13 protein-coding genes are annotated in these 15,734 nt (G+C 67.1%); 7 read left to right on the forward strand and 6 right to left on the reverse strand.

Features of this window, described 5'->3' with window-relative positions; genetic code table 11:
• Positions 1-52 precede the first annotated feature (52 nt).
• The 4 genes from pyk to IFT71_RS17540 all read left to right on the forward strand — a co-directional run bounded on the left by pyk (position 53) and on the right by IFT71_RS17540 (position 4,383).
• The gene (gene pyk, locus IFT71_RS17525) at positions 53-1,516 is read left to right on the forward strand and encodes a pyruvate kinase (RefSeq protein ID WP_056408891.1); all 1,464 of its coding nucleotides are present in this window, start codon (positions 53-55) and stop codon (positions 1,514-1,516) included.
• Between the two features lie 85 nt (positions 1,517-1,601).
• The gene (locus IFT71_RS17530) at positions 1,602-3,656 is read left to right on the forward strand and encodes a carbon starvation CstA family protein (RefSeq protein ID WP_042466965.1); all 2,055 of its coding nucleotides are present in this window, start codon (positions 1,602-1,604) and stop codon (positions 3,654-3,656) included.
• Positions 3,653-3,850 (forward strand): YbdD/YjiX family protein, encoded by a 198-nt coding sequence (locus tag IFT71_RS17535; protein ID WP_037527929.1) that lies wholly within the window; start codon positions 3,653-3,655, stop codon positions 3,848-3,850. The genes IFT71_RS17530 and IFT71_RS17535 overlap by 4 nt, the downstream gene beginning before the upstream one ends.
• Entirely contained in the window at positions 3,841-4,383 is a 543-nt protein-coding gene (locus IFT71_RS17540) for a biliverdin-producing heme oxygenase (protein WP_192142544.1), read from the forward strand. Before IFT71_RS17535 ends, IFT71_RS17540 begins: the two co-directional genes overlap by 10 nt.
• A 3-nt stretch (positions 4,384-4,386) precedes the next feature.
• Here the strand turns inward: IFT71_RS17540 and IFT71_RS17545 are convergent, their stop codons facing one another.
• The 3 genes from IFT71_RS17545 to IFT71_RS17555 all read right to left on the reverse strand — a co-directional run bounded on the left by IFT71_RS17545 (position 4,387) and on the right by IFT71_RS17555 (position 8,587).
• The gene (locus IFT71_RS17545) at positions 4,387-6,513 is read right to left on the reverse strand and encodes a histidine kinase dimerization/phosphoacceptor domain -containing protein (RefSeq protein ID WP_192142552.1); all 2,127 of its coding nucleotides are present in this window, start codon (positions 6,511-6,513) and stop codon (positions 4,387-4,389) included.
• A gap of 71 nt (positions 6,514-6,584) precedes the next feature.
• A complete protein-coding gene (locus tag IFT71_RS17550) occupies positions 6,585-7,577 on the reverse strand; it encodes a bile acid:sodium symporter family protein (RefSeq protein ID WP_446740772.1) in 993 nt (330 codons plus the stop codon).
• Entirely contained in the window at positions 7,577-8,587 is a 1,011-nt protein-coding gene (locus IFT71_RS17555; protein ID WP_056409237.1) for an adenosine deaminase, read from the reverse strand. Before IFT71_RS17555 ends, IFT71_RS17550 begins: the two co-directional genes overlap by 1 nt.
• A gap of 149 nt (positions 8,588-8,736) precedes the next feature.
• On the opposite strand from IFT71_RS17555, the gene IFT71_RS17560 reads away from it, so the two are divergent.
• Positions 8,737-9,672, forward strand: coding sequence for a DUF808 domain-containing protein (locus IFT71_RS17560; protein ID WP_192142554.1), 936 nt, complete (start codon positions 8,737-8,739; stop codon positions 9,670-9,672).
• Positions 9,673-9,816: 144 nt separating this feature from the next.
• Here the strand turns inward: IFT71_RS17560 and IFT71_RS17565 are convergent, their stop codons facing one another.
• Positions 9,817-11,883, reverse strand: coding sequence for a S9 family peptidase (locus IFT71_RS17565; RefSeq protein WP_192142556.1), 2,067 nt, complete (start codon positions 11,881-11,883; stop codon positions 9,817-9,819).
• A gap of 57 nt (positions 11,884-11,940) precedes the next feature.
• On the opposite strand from IFT71_RS17565, the gene IFT71_RS17570 reads away from it, so the two are divergent.
• On the forward strand, positions 11,941-12,441 hold the full coding sequence (locus IFT71_RS17570) for a DNA-deoxyinosine glycosylase (protein ID WP_192142558.1): 501 nt from the start codon (positions 11,941-11,943) through the stop codon (positions 12,439-12,441).
• On the opposite strand, the gene IFT71_RS17575 is transcribed toward IFT71_RS17570, so the two are convergent.
• On the reverse strand, positions 12,438-13,598 hold the full coding sequence (locus IFT71_RS17575) for an alpha-hydroxy-acid oxidizing protein (protein ID WP_192142560.1): 1,161 nt from the start codon (positions 13,596-13,598) through the stop codon (positions 12,438-12,440). The genes IFT71_RS17570 and IFT71_RS17575 overlap by 4 nt on opposite strands.
• A gap of 52 nt (positions 13,599-13,650) precedes the next feature.
• Positions 13,651-15,189, reverse strand: coding sequence for a cryptochrome/photolyase family protein (locus IFT71_RS17580; RefSeq protein ID WP_192142562.1), 1,539 nt, complete (start codon positions 15,187-15,189; stop codon positions 13,651-13,653).
• Positions 15,190-15,209: 20 nt separating this feature from the next.
• Here IFT71_RS17580 and queF point away from each other — a divergent pair, with 20 nt between their 5' ends.
• Positions 15,210-15,668, forward strand: a complete 459-nt coding sequence (gene queF, locus IFT71_RS17585; protein ID WP_037527914.1) for a preQ(1) synthase — start codon at positions 15,210-15,212, stop codon at positions 15,666-15,668.
• The last annotated feature ends 66 nt before the right edge of the window (positions 15,669-15,734 follow it).

The following is a 15,734-nucleotide window of genomic DNA, read 5'->3' on the forward strand; positions in this document are numbered from 1 at the left end:
GATAGGGTTTAAGGCCCGTGGCGGCAAAGACCTCCCCCAGGAAACGCAACGCATGACCATGGCCATCGCACCCCGCTCGCGCAAAGTCCGCATCCTCGCGACGCTAGGCCCTGCCAGCAGCACGCCCGAGATGATCGCGACGCTGTTCCGCACCGGCGCCGACGCGTTTCGCATCAACATGAGCCACGGCGACCAGCAGTCGAAGATCGCGGTGATCCAGGCGATTCGCGCGCTGGAGAAGCAATATCGTCGTCCCTCGACGATCCTCGCCGATCTCCAGGGCCCCAAGCTGCGCGTCGGCAAGTTCGACGGCGGCCGCACGGTGCTCGAAACCGGCTCGACCTTCGTGCTCGACCGCGACACGACGCCGGGCGATGCGACCCGCGTCGAACTGCCGCATGACGAGATCTTCGCCGCGATCGAACCGGGCGCGCGTCTGCTGCTCGACGACGGCAAGCTGGTGCTGCGCGTCGTCTCGCACAGCCCGCGCGAAATCACGACCAGGGTCGAGGTCGGCGGCGCACTGTCGAACAACAAGGGGCTGAACGTTCCCGACGTCGTCCTGCCGATGGCCGCGCTGACCGAGAAGGATCGCAGCGATCTCGACTTCGCGGTCGACCAGGGCGTCGACTGGATCGCGCTGTCGTTCGTCCAGCGCCCCGAGGATCTGTGGGAGGCACGCAAGCTGATCGGCGGCAAGGCCGCGCTGCTCGCAAAGATCGAGAAGCCCGCCGCGATCGAGCGGCTCGAGGAGATCGTCGAGGCGTGCGACGGCGTGATGGTCGCGCGCGGCGATCTCGGTGTCGAAATGCCCCCGCAGGCGGTGCCGCCGCTGCAGAAGCGCATCGTCGAGGTGTCGCGCCGCATGGGCCGCCCGGTGGTGGTCGCGACTCAGATGCTCGAATCGATGATCACCTCACCCTCGCCGACGCGCGCCGAGGTCTCGGACGTCGCGACCGCGGTCTATGACGGTGCCGATGCGATCATGCTCTCGGCGGAAAGCGCCGCGGGCGCATGGCCGGTCGAATCGGTCGCGATGATGGACGCGATCGGCGTGTCGGTCGAGGCCGATCCCGAGCATGGCGACCGCATGCACTTCACCGTGATGAAGCCCGATCCGACGACCGCCGACGCGCTGGCCGAGGCGGCGAAGAACATCGCCGCGACGGTATCCGCGGTCGCGATCATCTGCTTCACCACCTCGGGCTCGACCGCACGGCGGATCGCGCGCGAGCGGCCTTCGGTGCCGCTGCTGGTGCTGACGCCGAGCCAGGACACTGCGCGCCGCCTCGGCCTGTTGTGGGGCACGCATGCGGTCCACACCCGCGACGTCGAGTCGTTCGAGGACATGGTCGCCAAGTCGAAGCGCATGGCGCTGCGCCACGGCATGGCGAAGGCGGGCGACCGCGTGATCGTGCTCGCGGGCGTGCCGTTCCGTACGCCGGGTTCGACCAACGTGCTGCATGTCGTGCGGATCGTCGGCGACGAGCTGAAGGGCCACCACTCGCAGGTCTGAGGCGGCTCCCCCTAGCGCTCCCCCCTAGCGCTCCTCCGCCAAATCCGCGATGGCTGGTACAAGGACCGGACGGGGGAGCAACCGCATGACGTTACGCGAAAAGATCGGCTGGGGTGCGATGAGCCTGCTCGGGGCGTGCGCGCTCGCGGTGGTGGCGTTCCAGCGCGGCGAGCATGTCAACGCGCTGTGGATTGTCGCCGCGTCGGTCTCGGTCAATTTGATCGCCTATCGCTTCTACGCCCGCTATATCGCGCGCAACGTCATGCAGCTCGATGCGACGCGGCCGACCCCGGCCATCCGCCGCGCGGACGGGCTCGATTATGTCGCGACCGACCGCAACGTCCTGTTCGGTCACCATTTCGCCGCGATCGCCGGCGCCGGACCGCTGGTCGGGCCGGTGCTCGCCGCGCAGATGGGCTATCTCCCCGGCACGCTCTGGATCCTCGCCGGCGTCGTGCTCGCAGGCGCGGTGCAGGACTTCATGATCCTGTTCATCTCGATGCGCCGCGACGGGCGGTCGCTCGGCGAGCTGATCCGCATGGAAATGGGTGCGGTGGCAGGCACGATCGCGCTGATCGGTGCCTTTGCGATCATGGTCATCATCCTCGCGGTGCTCGCGCTGATCGTCGTGCGCGCGCTCGCGGGCAGCCCCTGGGGGCTGTTCACCGTCGCGGCGACGATCCCGCTCGCCTTCGCGATGGGGATCTACACGCGCTGGATCCGTCCGGGGCGCATTGGCGAAGTCTCGATCCTCGGCGTCATCGGGCTGCTGCTCGCGATCGTCTATGGCGGCCAGGTCGCCGAGTCCGCCTTCTGGGGCCCGGTCTTCACGCTGACCCCGGTCCAGCTGTGCATCCTGATGGTCGGATACGGCGCGGTCGCGTCGGTTCTGCCGGTCTGGCTGCTGCTCGCCCCGCGTGACTATCTGTCGACCTTTCTCAAGATCGGCGCGATCGTCGCGCTGGCTATCGGCATTGCGGTCGTCGCACCGCCGCTGCGCATGCCCGCGCTCACCAAGTTCATCGACGGCAGTGGTCCGGTCTGGTCGGGCGGGCTGTTCCCGTTCCTGTTCATCACGATCGCCTGTGGTGCAGTCTCTGGCTTCCACGCGCTGATCGCCAGCGGCACCACGCCCAAGCTGATCGCCAGCGAAGGTGACGCGCCGTTCATCGGCTATGGCGCGATGCTGATGGAAAGCTTCGTCGCGATCATGGCGCTGGTCGGCGCAACGATCCTCGATCCCGGCATCTACTTCGCGATGAACAGCCCCGCCGCGGTGCTCGGCACCGACGCGGCGTCGGCGGCCGCCGCGGTCACCAACATGGGCTTTGCAATCACGCCAGAAGCGCTGGCGCAGGCCGCGCGCGATGTCGGTGAGACGACGATCATCAGCCGCACCGGCGGCGCGCCGACGCTGGCGGTCGCGATGGCGGAGATCTTCAGCAACCTGATCGGTGGTCAGGCGATGAAGGCGTTCTGGTACCACTTCGCGATCCTGTTCGAGGCGCTGTTCATCCTGACCGCGGTCGATGCCGGCACGCGCGCCGGGCGCTTCATGCTGCAGGACCTGATCGGGCTCGTGGTGCCGTCGTTCCGCAATGCCTCGGCGATCGGGCCGGGCATCGTCGCGACCGCGCTGTGCGTCACGGCCTGGGGTTTCTTCCTCTATCAGGGCGTCACCGATCCACTCGGCGGCGTGAACACGCTGTGGCCGCTATTCGGCATCTCGAACCAGATGCTCGCCGCGGTCGCGCTAATCCTGGCCACGGTCGTGCTGTTCCGGATGAAGCGCCAGCGTTATGCCTGGGTGACGATCCTGCCCGCCGCATGGCTGTGCCTGTGCACGATCACCGCGGGGCTGCTGAAGCTGTTCTCGAGCGATCCGAAGGTCGGCTTCCTCGCGCATGCGTCCAAGTTCGCGGACGCTGCGGCGCGCGGCGAGATCCTGGCGCCCGCCAAGACGATGGCGGAGATGCAGCGGATCATCTTCAACGACCGCATCGACGCGGCGCTGATCGCGCTGTTCCTCGGCGTCGTCGTGTCGATCCTTGCCTTCGGCATCCGCAGCTGCCGCGCGGCGCTGAAGGTCGATCGCCCGACCGTGACCGAGGTTCCGCCCATGCTGGTCCCGGCCGAATGACGCCGCGGATCCGGCATCTGCTGGCACGCGCGCGGGAGACCGCGCTGATGATGGTCGGCCAGCCCTCCTACGCCGCCTATCTGCAGCACATGGCCGAGAATCACCCCGGCCATGCGGCGATGGATCCCGCGGCGTTCTTCCGTGACCGCGAACAGGCGCGCTACGGCGGCAAGGGCGGTGGCCGATGCTGCTGAACGACCCGCCACGCTCGATCGTCGCCGCGCTGCGCAGCGAGACCGGCGGCGATCACGACCGCGTCGACACAGCCTATGGCAACTTCGACCTCGCCGCGCCCGACAGCTATCGCGCGTTCCTCCACGCGCACGCGCGCGCGCTTCCCGCAGCGGAGGATGCACTGGCAGCCGTCCCGGGCCTGGCGCACTTCCGCCCCCGCACGCCCCTCCTCGCCGCCGACCTCGCGGCGCTGGGCGAGACGATGCCTCTACCCCTGCCCTTCACGCTGCCCGCGGGCGACGCGGCGGCTTGGGGCGCGCTCTATGTCGTGGAGGGATCACGGCTCGGCGGCATCATGCTCGCGCGTACCGTGCCCGACGGGCTGCCGACCGCCTATCTCGGTGCGCGCCATCTGTCGGGCGAATGGCGCGAGCTGCTCGGTGCACTCGACCGCGCCGCGACGCTTGTTGGAACAGACAGGTGGATCGACCAGGCCATCACCGGCGCGCGTGCGACCTTCGACCTGTATCGCCGCGCCGCCGCCGCGCGCTAAGCCTCAATCCTCGATCGGGGCGGTCATGATCACGCGTAGCCCGGGCATGTTGTCATGCTGCGCGATCGATCCCGACAGTCGTCCGACCACCGCGTTCATCATCCGGCTGCCGAACCCGACGCGCGTGCCGGTCTGACCGACGCCCTTGTCCGCGACGATCAGCCGGATCTGGTTGCGATATTGCTCGAGCGCGATCAGGATCGGCCCCGGCTGTCCGCCATAGGCATATTTGCTGGCATTGATGACGAGCTCGGTCAGGATCAGCCCGACATTGACCGCACGGTCGGTCGGCATCAGCACCGGTGCGAGGTCGAGCCGCATCTGCGCGCCCCAGTCCTGCCCCAGCGTCCCCTTCATGTCGCCCGCCAGTTCCTCGAGATAGCGCGCGAGGTCGACCGACTGGACCTGGTCGTCGCGGTACAGCCGCCGGTGCACCAGCGCGACCGCGGACAGCCGTGCCTGCGCCTCGGCAAGATGCGCGGTGACGTTCGCGTCGCCCGCCGCCTTGGCCTGCAGCGCGAGGAACGCGGAGACCATCTGCAGGCTGTTCTGCACACGGTGATTGACCTCCTTCATCAGGACGTCCTTCTGCTCGATCAGCAGATCCTTTTCGGCCAGCGTCCGCTGCAATTCGCGGTTGAGCGCGCGCATCCGGTTGCTCGCATAGCTGTCGTGGAACATCCGGCGCAGCCGATAGCCGGCCTCGATCTCTTCGAGCGACCAGCGCCGCGATTCGCCGCGCACCTCTTCGGTCCATGACGCGAACGACGTGCGCGGCGTCAGCTGCTCGGCAGGGTCCCCGGAGGTCGCCTTGTGCGGATTGCCCGCCCATTCGATCTCGGTGATCCGCTCGGCGCGGAACCACAGCAGCACCGCGCCCTCGTCGATCAGCGGCATCGCGAGCAGCCCGCTCGCCTTCGACCGATAGCGTTCCGCCGGCGGGTAGAGCGTCGACAGCGCATGCGTTGCAACGATGTCGCCTGTCCCGCGGCTGCGGATCCACTCGACCAGGTCCAGTACGTCTCTGTCGTCCGGACACTGGCCGTCGCACTGCACCGCGCCGTGCTGGACGAGTGCGAAGCCGTCGCTCGCCAGCATCCGGCGCAGGTCGTCGCCGACCGCCGCCGCGGTCCGCTGCGCGCTGCCCTCGGTGGCCATCTTGAGCACGACGACGTCTTCCACCGACCGCAGCCGCAGGCGTTCGCGGTATCCCTCGGCCTCCTCCTTCGCGCGGATCTGTCGGGCGAGGCTGCTCGCCAGCGTGCTCGCGGTCGCGCGGATATCGGGCGCCAGCGTCCGCGGCGTCATGCTGTGGCAGGCGATCATCCCCCACAACAGCCCGTCCTTGACGATCGAGATCGACGCGGACGCCGCGACGCCCATATTGGTCATGTAGCGCAGATGGATCGGCGACACGCTGCGCAGCGCGACGTCGCTCAGGTCGAGCCTCTCGAACCCAGCAGGGCGCAGGATCGCGGGTGTATAGACCGCATGCGGGATCGCGCGCGTCCGGTTACGGACATACAGCGCGCGCGCCTGTTTCGGGATGTCGGTCGCAGGAAAATGATGGTTGAGAAAACTGTGCAGCGCAGGGTCGCGATCCTCGGCCATCACGCGTCCGGATTCATCGTCGAGAAAGCGATAGACCATGACGCGGTCGAACCCGGTCAGCGTCCGGAACGCGACCGCCGCCTGTTCGCACAGCGCCTGGAGACTGCCCGACCGCTCGAACGCGGTCGCCATCGAATCAAGCCAGCCGAGCACAGTCGCGGCGCTCGACGGCGCCGTCGTGGCGGGCTCGAGCTCGACGAGGACGTGTTCCTCGCTCGCATGCAGGACCATGTGGAACTGCTCGCTGGTACCCGCGACCAGCGTGCCGACCGCAGCGCCGATCATGCTGCCGCGCCCGGACCGCTCGGCCAGCACTGCGGCGACGCCCTGGCCGATCAGCGTCGCCAGGTCCGCGCCCAGCCAGTCGGGGGTCAGCCGGGTCTCGATATCGCCCGCGCCCGCAACGACGCGCAAGCTCGCCGCATCGGCAACGAGCAACAGCCCGTGCGGCTGGATCGCGCCGGGAATGTGTATGGGCTCCCGATCGCAGGCCGTAAGGTCCAACGCGGTATCAGTCACAGATGCTGGGCCTTTCCCTCACGCCGCGACCATGTCGTTTCTGGCGCGGAAAAGCAAATAAGCCAAGGCAGTTACGCCACCGGTGCCATCGCCTCCACGCGCGCATCAGCCCGGTCTGCATAGCGGCGCGCGATAACCGCACAGGCGATCAGCTGGATCTGGTGGAACAGCATCAGCGGCAACAGGATCACACCGACCTGCGCCGCAGGGAACAGCACGCCGGCCATCGGCACCCCCGACGCGAGGCTCTTCTTCGACCCACAGAACAGCAACACGATCGCATCCTCGCGCGGCAATCGCATCAGCCGCGCGATGGTCAGCGTCAGCGCCAGCACGATGGCCAGCAGGGCACAGGAGAGCAGCCCGATCAGGAGCAGGTCGCCGAGCGACACCCGGCTCCACAGCCCCTCGATCACCGCCGCGCCGAACGCGCCATAGACGACGAGCAGGATTGATCCGCGATCGACGATCGTCAGCATCGCCTTGCGCCGCGTCACCCATGCGCCGATCCAGGGCCGCAGCACATGCCCCGCCACGAACGGCACGAGCAGCTGGACGATGATCGTCTCGACACTTTCGATCGACATCCCGCCGGCATTGCCTGCGTTCCGCATCAGCAGCGCGACCAGCGCGGGGGTGATCAGTATGCCGAGCAGGTTGGAAAAGGATGCGCTGCACACCGCGGCCGCGACATTGCCGCGCGCGATCGCGGTAAAGGCGATCGACGACTGGACCGTCGAGGGCAGCAGCGTCAGGAACAGCACGCCCGTCGCCATCCGCTCGTCGACGAAGGGCAGCGCGGTCAGCCCGAGCCCGAGCGCGGGAAAGGCAATGAACGTCACCCCCAGTACGGCGAGGTGGAGCGGCCAGTTGCGAAGTCCGTCCCAGATCGCAGCACGCGACAACTTTGCGCCGTGCAGGAAGAACAGCAGGAAGATTGCGACGTCGGCGACATAGCCGACGATCGTCGCCGCCTGTCCCCGCGCCGGCACCAGGCTCGCCAGCACGACGGTGCCGAGCAGCATCAGGATGAACGGCTCGAAGATCGATAGAAAGCGCCGGATCACGGATGCGCGGTCACATAGGCCTCGAGGGTAGCCAGATGCCCGGCGATCGCCTCGTCATCGAGGAAGCTGCCGAGGAAGCTGTTGCGCGCCAGTGTCACGATCTGCCCGCGCGACAGGTTGCGCGCACGCGCGGTCTGCCGGTAATTCTCGCCGATATAGCCGCCGAAATAGGCCGGGTCGTCCGAATGGATCGTCGCACGCAGGCCGAGATCGAGCATCCGGTCAATCGGATGGTCCTCGATCCGGTCGACGTTGCGCAGCGCGACGTTCGACAGCGGGCACACGGTCAGCGTCATCGCCTCGCGCGCGAGCCGCGCGACCAGCACCGGATCCTCGAGCGCACGATTGCCGTGGTCGATCCGGTCGACGCGCAGGATGTCGAGCGCCTCATGGATATAGGCGGGCGGGCCCTCCTCGCCGGCATGCGCGCACAGCAGCAGCCCGGCTTCTGCCGATGCTTCGAACACGCGCGCGAACTTCGACGGCGGATGCCCCATCTCGGACGAATCGAGCCCGACGCCGATCATCTGGTCGAGCCAGGGCTCGGCCTGTTCGAAGGTCCTGAACGCATCCTCCTCGTCGAGATGCCGCAGATAGCTCATGATCAGGCCGATGCTCATCCCGTGCTTCGCCCGCGCCGCGTCGATCCCGGCGAACAGGCCGTTGGCGACGACGTCGAACGGGATACCACGGTGCGTGTGCGTCTGCGGATCGAAGAAGATCTCGGCATGGACCACGCCGTCCTGCGCGACCCGGTCGAAATAGGCGAGCGCCAGATCGTGGAAATCCTCCTCGGTCTTCAGCACGGCCGCGCCCGCATAATAGATGTCGAGAAAGGTCTGAAGGTTGGTGAAGCTGTAGGCCGCGCGCACGTCCTCGACGCTCTTGAACGGGATCGCGACCTTGTTGCGCTCGGCGAGCGCGAACATCAGCTCGGGCTCGAGGCTGCCCTCGATATGCAGATGCAGTTCGGCCTTGGGCAGGTTGGTGATGAAGTCGTCTGTCATGCTCGATCCCGTCGTGATGTGCGTCACCGCGCAACCATTCCGCGCGTCACGCACTTTGCGCAAGGTCGAAACCCGTTGCATGACATCGCTGTCACGTTACCGCGGACCGGCTATTGCCGCCTCTTACCGATCACGCGAAGGACCCATCGATGCCCACAGGACTGGTCGCACTGCTCGACGACATTGCCGGGATCACCAAGCTCGCCGCGGCCAGCCTCGACGATATCGGTGCTGCGACCGGCAAGGCGGGCAGCAAGGCGATCGGCGTGGTGGTCGACGATGCCGCGGTCACGCCGCGCTACATGGTCGGGTTCTCGCCCAAGCGCGAATTGCCGATGATCGGCAAAATCGCGCTCGGCTCGTTCCGCAACAAGCTGCTCTTCATCCTCCCCGCAGCGCTCGCGCTCAGCGCGTTCGCACCTTGGGCGCTGACCCCGTTGCTGATGATCGGCGGGACCTATCTCTGCTTCGAGGGTGCGGAAAAGATCCTCGAAGCGCTCGGCGGCGGCCATGCCGAAGCCGAAGCCACCGCCCCGATCGATCCGAAGACGCTCGAGGACCAGAAGGTGTCGGGCGCGATCCGCACCGACTTCATCCTGTCGGCGGAGATCATGGTCATCGCGCTGTCGGACGTCGCCGCCGAACCGATCTGGGAACAGGCGATCGTGCTTGCGCTGGTCGGCGTCGCGATCACGATCCTCGTCTACGGCGTCGTCGCGCTGATCGTGAAGATGGACGATATCGGCCTGCACCTGACCGAGCGGAAAAGCCCCGCGGTCCAGGCGTTCGGACGCGGCCTGGTCAAGGGCATGCCGGTCGTCATGTCGGTGCTGTCGGTGGTCGGCACCGCGGCGATGGTCTGGGTCGGCGGGCAGATCATCGTCCACGGGATCGAGGATTTCGGGCTGACGACGATCCCGCACTTCATCCACGATGCCGCCGCGGGCGCCGCCGCCGCGGTGCCGGTGGCCAAGGGCGTGGTGAACTGGGTGGTCAACGCCGCATTGTCGGGCGTGGTCGGCCTGATCCTCGGTGGCGCGATCGCACTCGCCCTCCACGCCGTGAAGAAGCCCAAGGCGCACTGAGCGCTAGCGGCTCCTTCCATTCCCGTCATCCTGACGAAAGTCAGGATCCAGAGTCAGGAACGTCAGCGTCCGTTACCCTGGATCCTGACTTTCGTCAGGATGACGGCATGGGGGGAACAGCCTCCCCGGCAACCGATGCGCCCCTTATTTCGCCGTCCACTTGTCCATCCAGCCGATCACCTCGCCATACCATTGCAGGCTGTTCTTCGGCTTCAGCACCCAGTGATTCTCGTTCGGGTTGACCAGCAATCGCGACGGAATCCCCCGCCGCTGCAACGCGGTGAAGCTCGCGAGCCCCTGCGTGTAGGGAATGCGGAAATCCTTCTCGCCGGTGATCACCAGCATCGGCGTCTTCCAGTTGGCGACGTAGTTGACCGGGTTCCATTTCTCGAACGCGGCAGGATCCTCGTAATAGGTCTTCCCGCCATGCTCCCACTCGTCGAACCACAGCTCTTCGGTCTCGTACGCCATCGCACGCGCATCGAAGACGCCGTCATGCTGGACGATGCACTTGAACCGGTCGGGCCACTTCCCCTCGATCCAGTTCATCATATAGCCGCCGTACGACGCGCCGAGCGCGCAGGCGCGGTCGCCGTCGAGCCAGCCGAATTTGGCGGTCGCCGCCGCCAGCCCCTTTTGCAGATCCTCGAGCGGCCAGCCGCCCCAATTGTTGCTGATCGCGTCGGTGAAGGCCTGGCCATACCCCGTCGACCCGTGGAAATCGACCGCGACCAGCCCGTAGCCCGCACCCGCGAACACCGCCGGGTTCCAGCGATAGGACCAGCTGTTGTTGCTCGACCCCTGCGGTCCGCCGTGCACCATATAGGCGACCGGGACCTTCCCATTCTGGGTCGAGGCCGGGCTGCCATACGGCTTCACCGCATAGCCCCAGACGGTGTCGTCGTTCGCGCCCTTGAAGTTGAACCGCGTGACGGTCGGCATGTCGATGCCCGCGAGCTTTGCCGCGTTGACCGAGGTCAGCCGCTCGCGTTTCGGCATCCGCTTGCCCTTCACCGCCAGCGCGTAGAAATCGTCGGGCGTGGTCAGGCTGCTGATCGCGACGACCACGCCCTTCGGCGTCGGCACGACCGCACCGACATGGCCCTCCTGCGTCAGGCGAGTCACCTTGCCCGTCACGGGATCGACCGCGAACACCGGCGTTTCCTGCGTGTCGTCGGCGGTGACGTAGATGCGCTTGCTGTCGGGGCTCCACGCGATCGACGCGACCGAGCGATCCCAGCCCTGCGTCACCGCGCGGACCTGACCGCTCGCCAGGTCGCGCGTCATCAGCACCTGGCGATCCGCTTCGAACCCGGCGCGCGCCATCGCGAACCAGGCGAGCGTCCGGCCGTCGGGCGACACCGTCGGCAGATTGTCCATGCCGGTGTTCGCCGCCGTCAGGTTGACCGGCGCTGCGGAACCGTCCGCGGGGACCGAGAAGATGTCGAGATTGGTCGAAATTGCCTCGATCCGCCCCGCCTCACGCAGCGCGAAATACAGCGTTTTGCCATCCACGCTCCACGACACTTCCTCGCCGCCGCCGAACGGCTTGGACGGCGCATCGCCGATCAGGCCGCCCGTCACCGCGACGCCGTCACCGGTTGCACCCGCGGCCGTCAGCGGCAGCACGAACAGCTGTGACCGGTCGCCGTTCGACCATGTGTCCCAGTGCCGCACGAACAGCTGGTCGTAAGTCCGCCCCGCCCCGGCATTCGGGTCCTTCTTGACCATGGCGGGCGCAAGGCTCGGCGCGCCGGGCTTGCGGTCGGCCCAGATCACCAGCTTGTCGCCGGTCGGTGCGACCTTGAACCCGCCAAAGCCGCCCTCGAAGCTCGTCAGCTTGCGCGGCGTGCCGCCAGCGATCCCGATCGACCAGACCGCGTCGCTGCCGCCCTTGTCCGACTGGTAATAGACGGTTGCGCCATCGGCGGAGAATTGCGCGCCGGTCTCGTTCACATCGGCTTCGGCGATCAGCGGCTCGGGTTTCGCACCCTTGCGCGTCAGGTCGAGCCGCCACAGGTCGAACCGCCCGCGATCGGCGGCGAGATCGGTCTCGCGCTGTTCCCACACCAGCCAGCGGCCGTCCTTCGACACGGCGGGCGAGGACACGCGCGACAGCTTGACGACATCGTCGATGGTCAGCTGGCGGGCGGTGGCAGGGGCGCTTGCAAGAGCGAGCACGGCGAGGCTTGCGGACAGCAGGATCTTCATGCGCGTCTGCATAGAATGCTTGCACGATCGCGCGCAATCGCCACGTCGTCGCGCACGATGACGCGCAAATCCTCCTTCCCGCCCGTGGCCGCCGCCGATGCGCGGCTGCTCGTCCTCGGCAGCCTGCCCGGCGACCGTTCGCTTGCCGAAGCTCGCTATTATGCGCATCCGCAGAACCAGTTCTGGGCGCTGATGTCGGGCGTCGTGGCGCGCGATCTGGTCGCGCTGGCCTATGACGAGCGGCTGGTCGCGTTGCGCGATGCGGGCGTGGCGCTGTGGGACGTGATCGGGTCGGCGCACCGCGTCGGCAGCACCGACGCCGCGATCCTCGATGCGCAGGACAATGCGGTCGCCGACCTTGTCGCGCGCCTGCCCGACCTCCGCGCGATCGCGTTCAACGGCGCCACCGCGTTGAAGCTCGGCCGCAGACAGGGGCTCGGAACGCTCGGCCCGCAGATCGTCGCGCTGCCGTCGAGCAGCCCGCTCCACACGATCGGCCGCGCCGCCAAGCAGCCCGCCTGGGACGCGCTCGCCCCCTTCCTCGCCGTGTCGCGCTAGATCCGCACCGCGCCCGCCGCACGGACATCGGCGATCGTCGGCCAGCCATTGACCGCCATCAGCAGATCCGCCTCCGCCAGCAGGCATCGCAGCACATGCGCCGCCCCCGCCGCCCCATCGAGCGCGAGGCCGTACGCATAGGGCCGTCCGACCCCGACCGCGCGCGCGCCGAGCGCGATCGCCTTCACCACGTCGCTCCCCGACCGGATCCCTGAATCGAACAGCACGGGCACGTCGCCCGCCGCCGCGACCACGTCCGGCAGCATGTCGATCGCCGCGATCCCGCCATTGGCCTGCCGCCCGCCATGATTCGAACAATAGATCGCATCCGCTCCCGCATCGATCGCGCGCCGCGCATCGTCGGGATGGCAGATCCCCTTCAGGATCAGCGGCAGCGTGGTCAGCGAGCGCAGCCACGCCATGTCGTCCCAGGTCAGCACCTTGCCGAACACGCCCGCCCATTGCCGCACCGCCGCCGCACCATCCTCCTCGGGCGGCCTGGCGAGCATCGCGCGAAAGACCGGATCGGAGAAATAGTTCATCAGCACCGCGCCGCGCAGCTGCGGGAAGTTCGCGACGTTCAGGTCGCGCGGCCGCCATCCCGTCACCCAGGTGTCCAGCGTGACGACGATCCCCTTATACCCCGCCGCCTCGGCCCTGCGCACCAGGCTCTCGGCCAGTGCCTTGTCCTTGGGTGTATAGAGCTGGAAAAACCCGGGGGTATCGCCCAGCGCACCCGCCACGCTTTCGAGCGGATCGTTCGACAGCGTCGACGCCATCAGCGGCACCCCCGTCTCGGCCGAGGCGCGCGCGGCGGCGAGGTCGCCGTGACCGTCCTGCGTGCAGATCCCGATCACCCCGACCGGTGCCATGAAGATCGGGCTCGGCAGGCGCATCCCGAACAGCTCGACCGACAGGTCGCGTTTGCTGCAATCGACCATCATCCGCGGCGTCATGCCCCAGTGCCGGAACGCGTCGGCATTGTTGTTTTGCGTGAATTCGTCGCCGCAGCCACCCTGGACATAGCCCAGCACCGATGGCGGCATCGCCGCGCTCGCGCGCTGTTCGAGCGTCGCGTAATCGACCGGCAGCTTCGGGATCACGCCGCTCAGACCGGCGTTGTAAATCGCGTTCTGGTAATCGCCGAAATGCGGCATCCGCCTACTCCTATCGACGGCGTTACACCCGTCCTGACGGCGAATGTAGCGCTCAGCCGTCGAGCCGCGCCAGAAATTCCTTTGCCTGTGTAAGCGTCGCGTCTTGGTCCGCCGGTTTCATCTTCGCCCAGTTGCGATACGGCATCGCCAGTCGCGGGTTGCGATCGAGCTTCTCCGCGTTGCGCACCAGGAAATCCCAGTAGAGCGCGTTGAACGGGCAGGCGTCGGGGCCGACGCGCTGCTTCACGTCATAGCGGCAGTGCCCGCAATAATCCGACATCCGGTTGATATACGCCCCCGACGCTGCATAGGGCTTCGACCCCAGCAACCCGCCATCCGCGAACTGGCTCATGCCCAGCGTATTGGGCAGCTCGACCCATTCATACGCATCGGCATAGACCTCCAGATACCATTCATGGACCTGCTTGGGGTCCGCGCCGATCAGCAGCGCGAAATTGCCCGTCACCATCAGCCGCTGGATATGATGCGCATAGGCATGGTCGAGCGTCTGCCCGATCGCCTGCGAGAGGCAGTGCATGTCGGTCTCGCCGGTCCAGTAGAAGCCCGGCAGGTCACGCCTCGCGCCCAGGAAGTTGCGCTCGACATACTCCGGCCCCTCGCGCCAGTAGATGCCGCGCATATATTCGCGCCAGCCGATGATCTGGCGGATGAACCCCTCGGCACAGTTGAGCGGCACGCGCCCGGCGGCATATTCCGCCTCGACCGCGCGACACAGGTCGACCGGATCGAGCAGCCCCGAATTGATATAGGGCGACAGCACCGCGTGCCACAGGAACGGCTGGTCGGTCAGCATCGCGTCCTGATAATCCCCAAACCGCGGCAGCGCGTGCTTCAGGAAATGCCGCTGCTGTTTCAGCGCATCGTCGCGGGTCGTCGCGAAGTCGAAGGCATCGAGGCTGCCTGGATGCTCGCCGAACCGCGCCGCGACCATCGCGAGCACCTCGGTCGTGATCGCATCGGGGGCAAAGGAGAGCGGGCGCGGCATCAGCAGGTCGGCCTTGGCGGGCTTGCGGTTGTCCGCATCGTAATTCCATTCGCCCCCCTCGGGCTTGTCGCCGTCCATCAGCAACCCGGTGCGGCGGCGCATCTCGCGGTAAAAATACTCCATCCGCAACTGCTTGCGCCCCTCCGCCCAAGCCTCGAACTCGGCATGGCTGGCGAGGAAACGGTCGTCGGCGCGGATCTCGACCGGCAGGCCGAACAGCGTTTCCCACGCGTCCAGCATCCCCGCAACGCGCCACTCGCCCGCTTCGGTGACAATGATTCGCGCCGGATCATGCCGCCCGATCGCGCGCGCGACCTCGCCGGTAAAGCTGCCGGTCGACTCCAGATCGTCGAGCGTCACGTAGTCGACGGTCCAGCCCGCCTCGCGCAGTGCCTCCGCGTGATGGCGCATCGCCGACAGGATATAGGCGATTTTCCGGCGATGATGGCGGACATAGGTCGTCTCGTCGGCGACCTCCATCATCAGCACGATCGTCGCCGCCGGGTCGGCCCCGTTCAGCGAGGCGATCTGCAGCGAGAGCTGGTCGCCGAGGATCGGCACGAGCGTGGTTTTCTTGGAGCGCATCGCATCCTACATGGCGGACCATGACCGCTCCTACAAACCCGTTATATCTGGGCCAGAACAGCGCCCTCCCCGCCTCGCCCGAAGAGGCCGTGCTCGATTACGTGCCCAACCCGCGCGTCGGCCGGACCTATCTGGTGCGGTTCGCGGTGCCCGAATTCACCTCGCTCTGCCCGGTCACCGGCCAGCCCGATTTCGCGCATCTCGTCATCGATTATGTCCCCGGTGAGACGATCGTCGAATCCAAGTCGCTCAAGCTGTTCCTGGGCAGCTTTCGCAACCATGCCGGCTTCCACGAGGATTGCACGGTCGGCATCGGCGAGCGGCTTTTCGACGAGATGAAGCCGGTCTGGCTGCGGATCGGCGGCTATTGGTATCCGCGCGGCGGGATCCCGATCGACGTCTTCTGGCAGTCTTCGGCGCCCCCTGCCGATCTCTGGCTGCCCGATCAGGGCGTCGCCCCGTATCGCGGGCGTGGCTGACGCCGTCGTCGCATGCAGTGATGTTGATAAAGTTTAACATCAAAGCGTGTGCTGCAGTGCAATATT

It is taken from the genome of Sphingomonas sp. CFBP 13733, from assembly GCF_014841795.1.
Lineage (GTDB): Bacteria > Pseudomonadota > Alphaproteobacteria > Sphingomonadales > Sphingomonadaceae > Sphingomonas > Sphingomonas aerolata.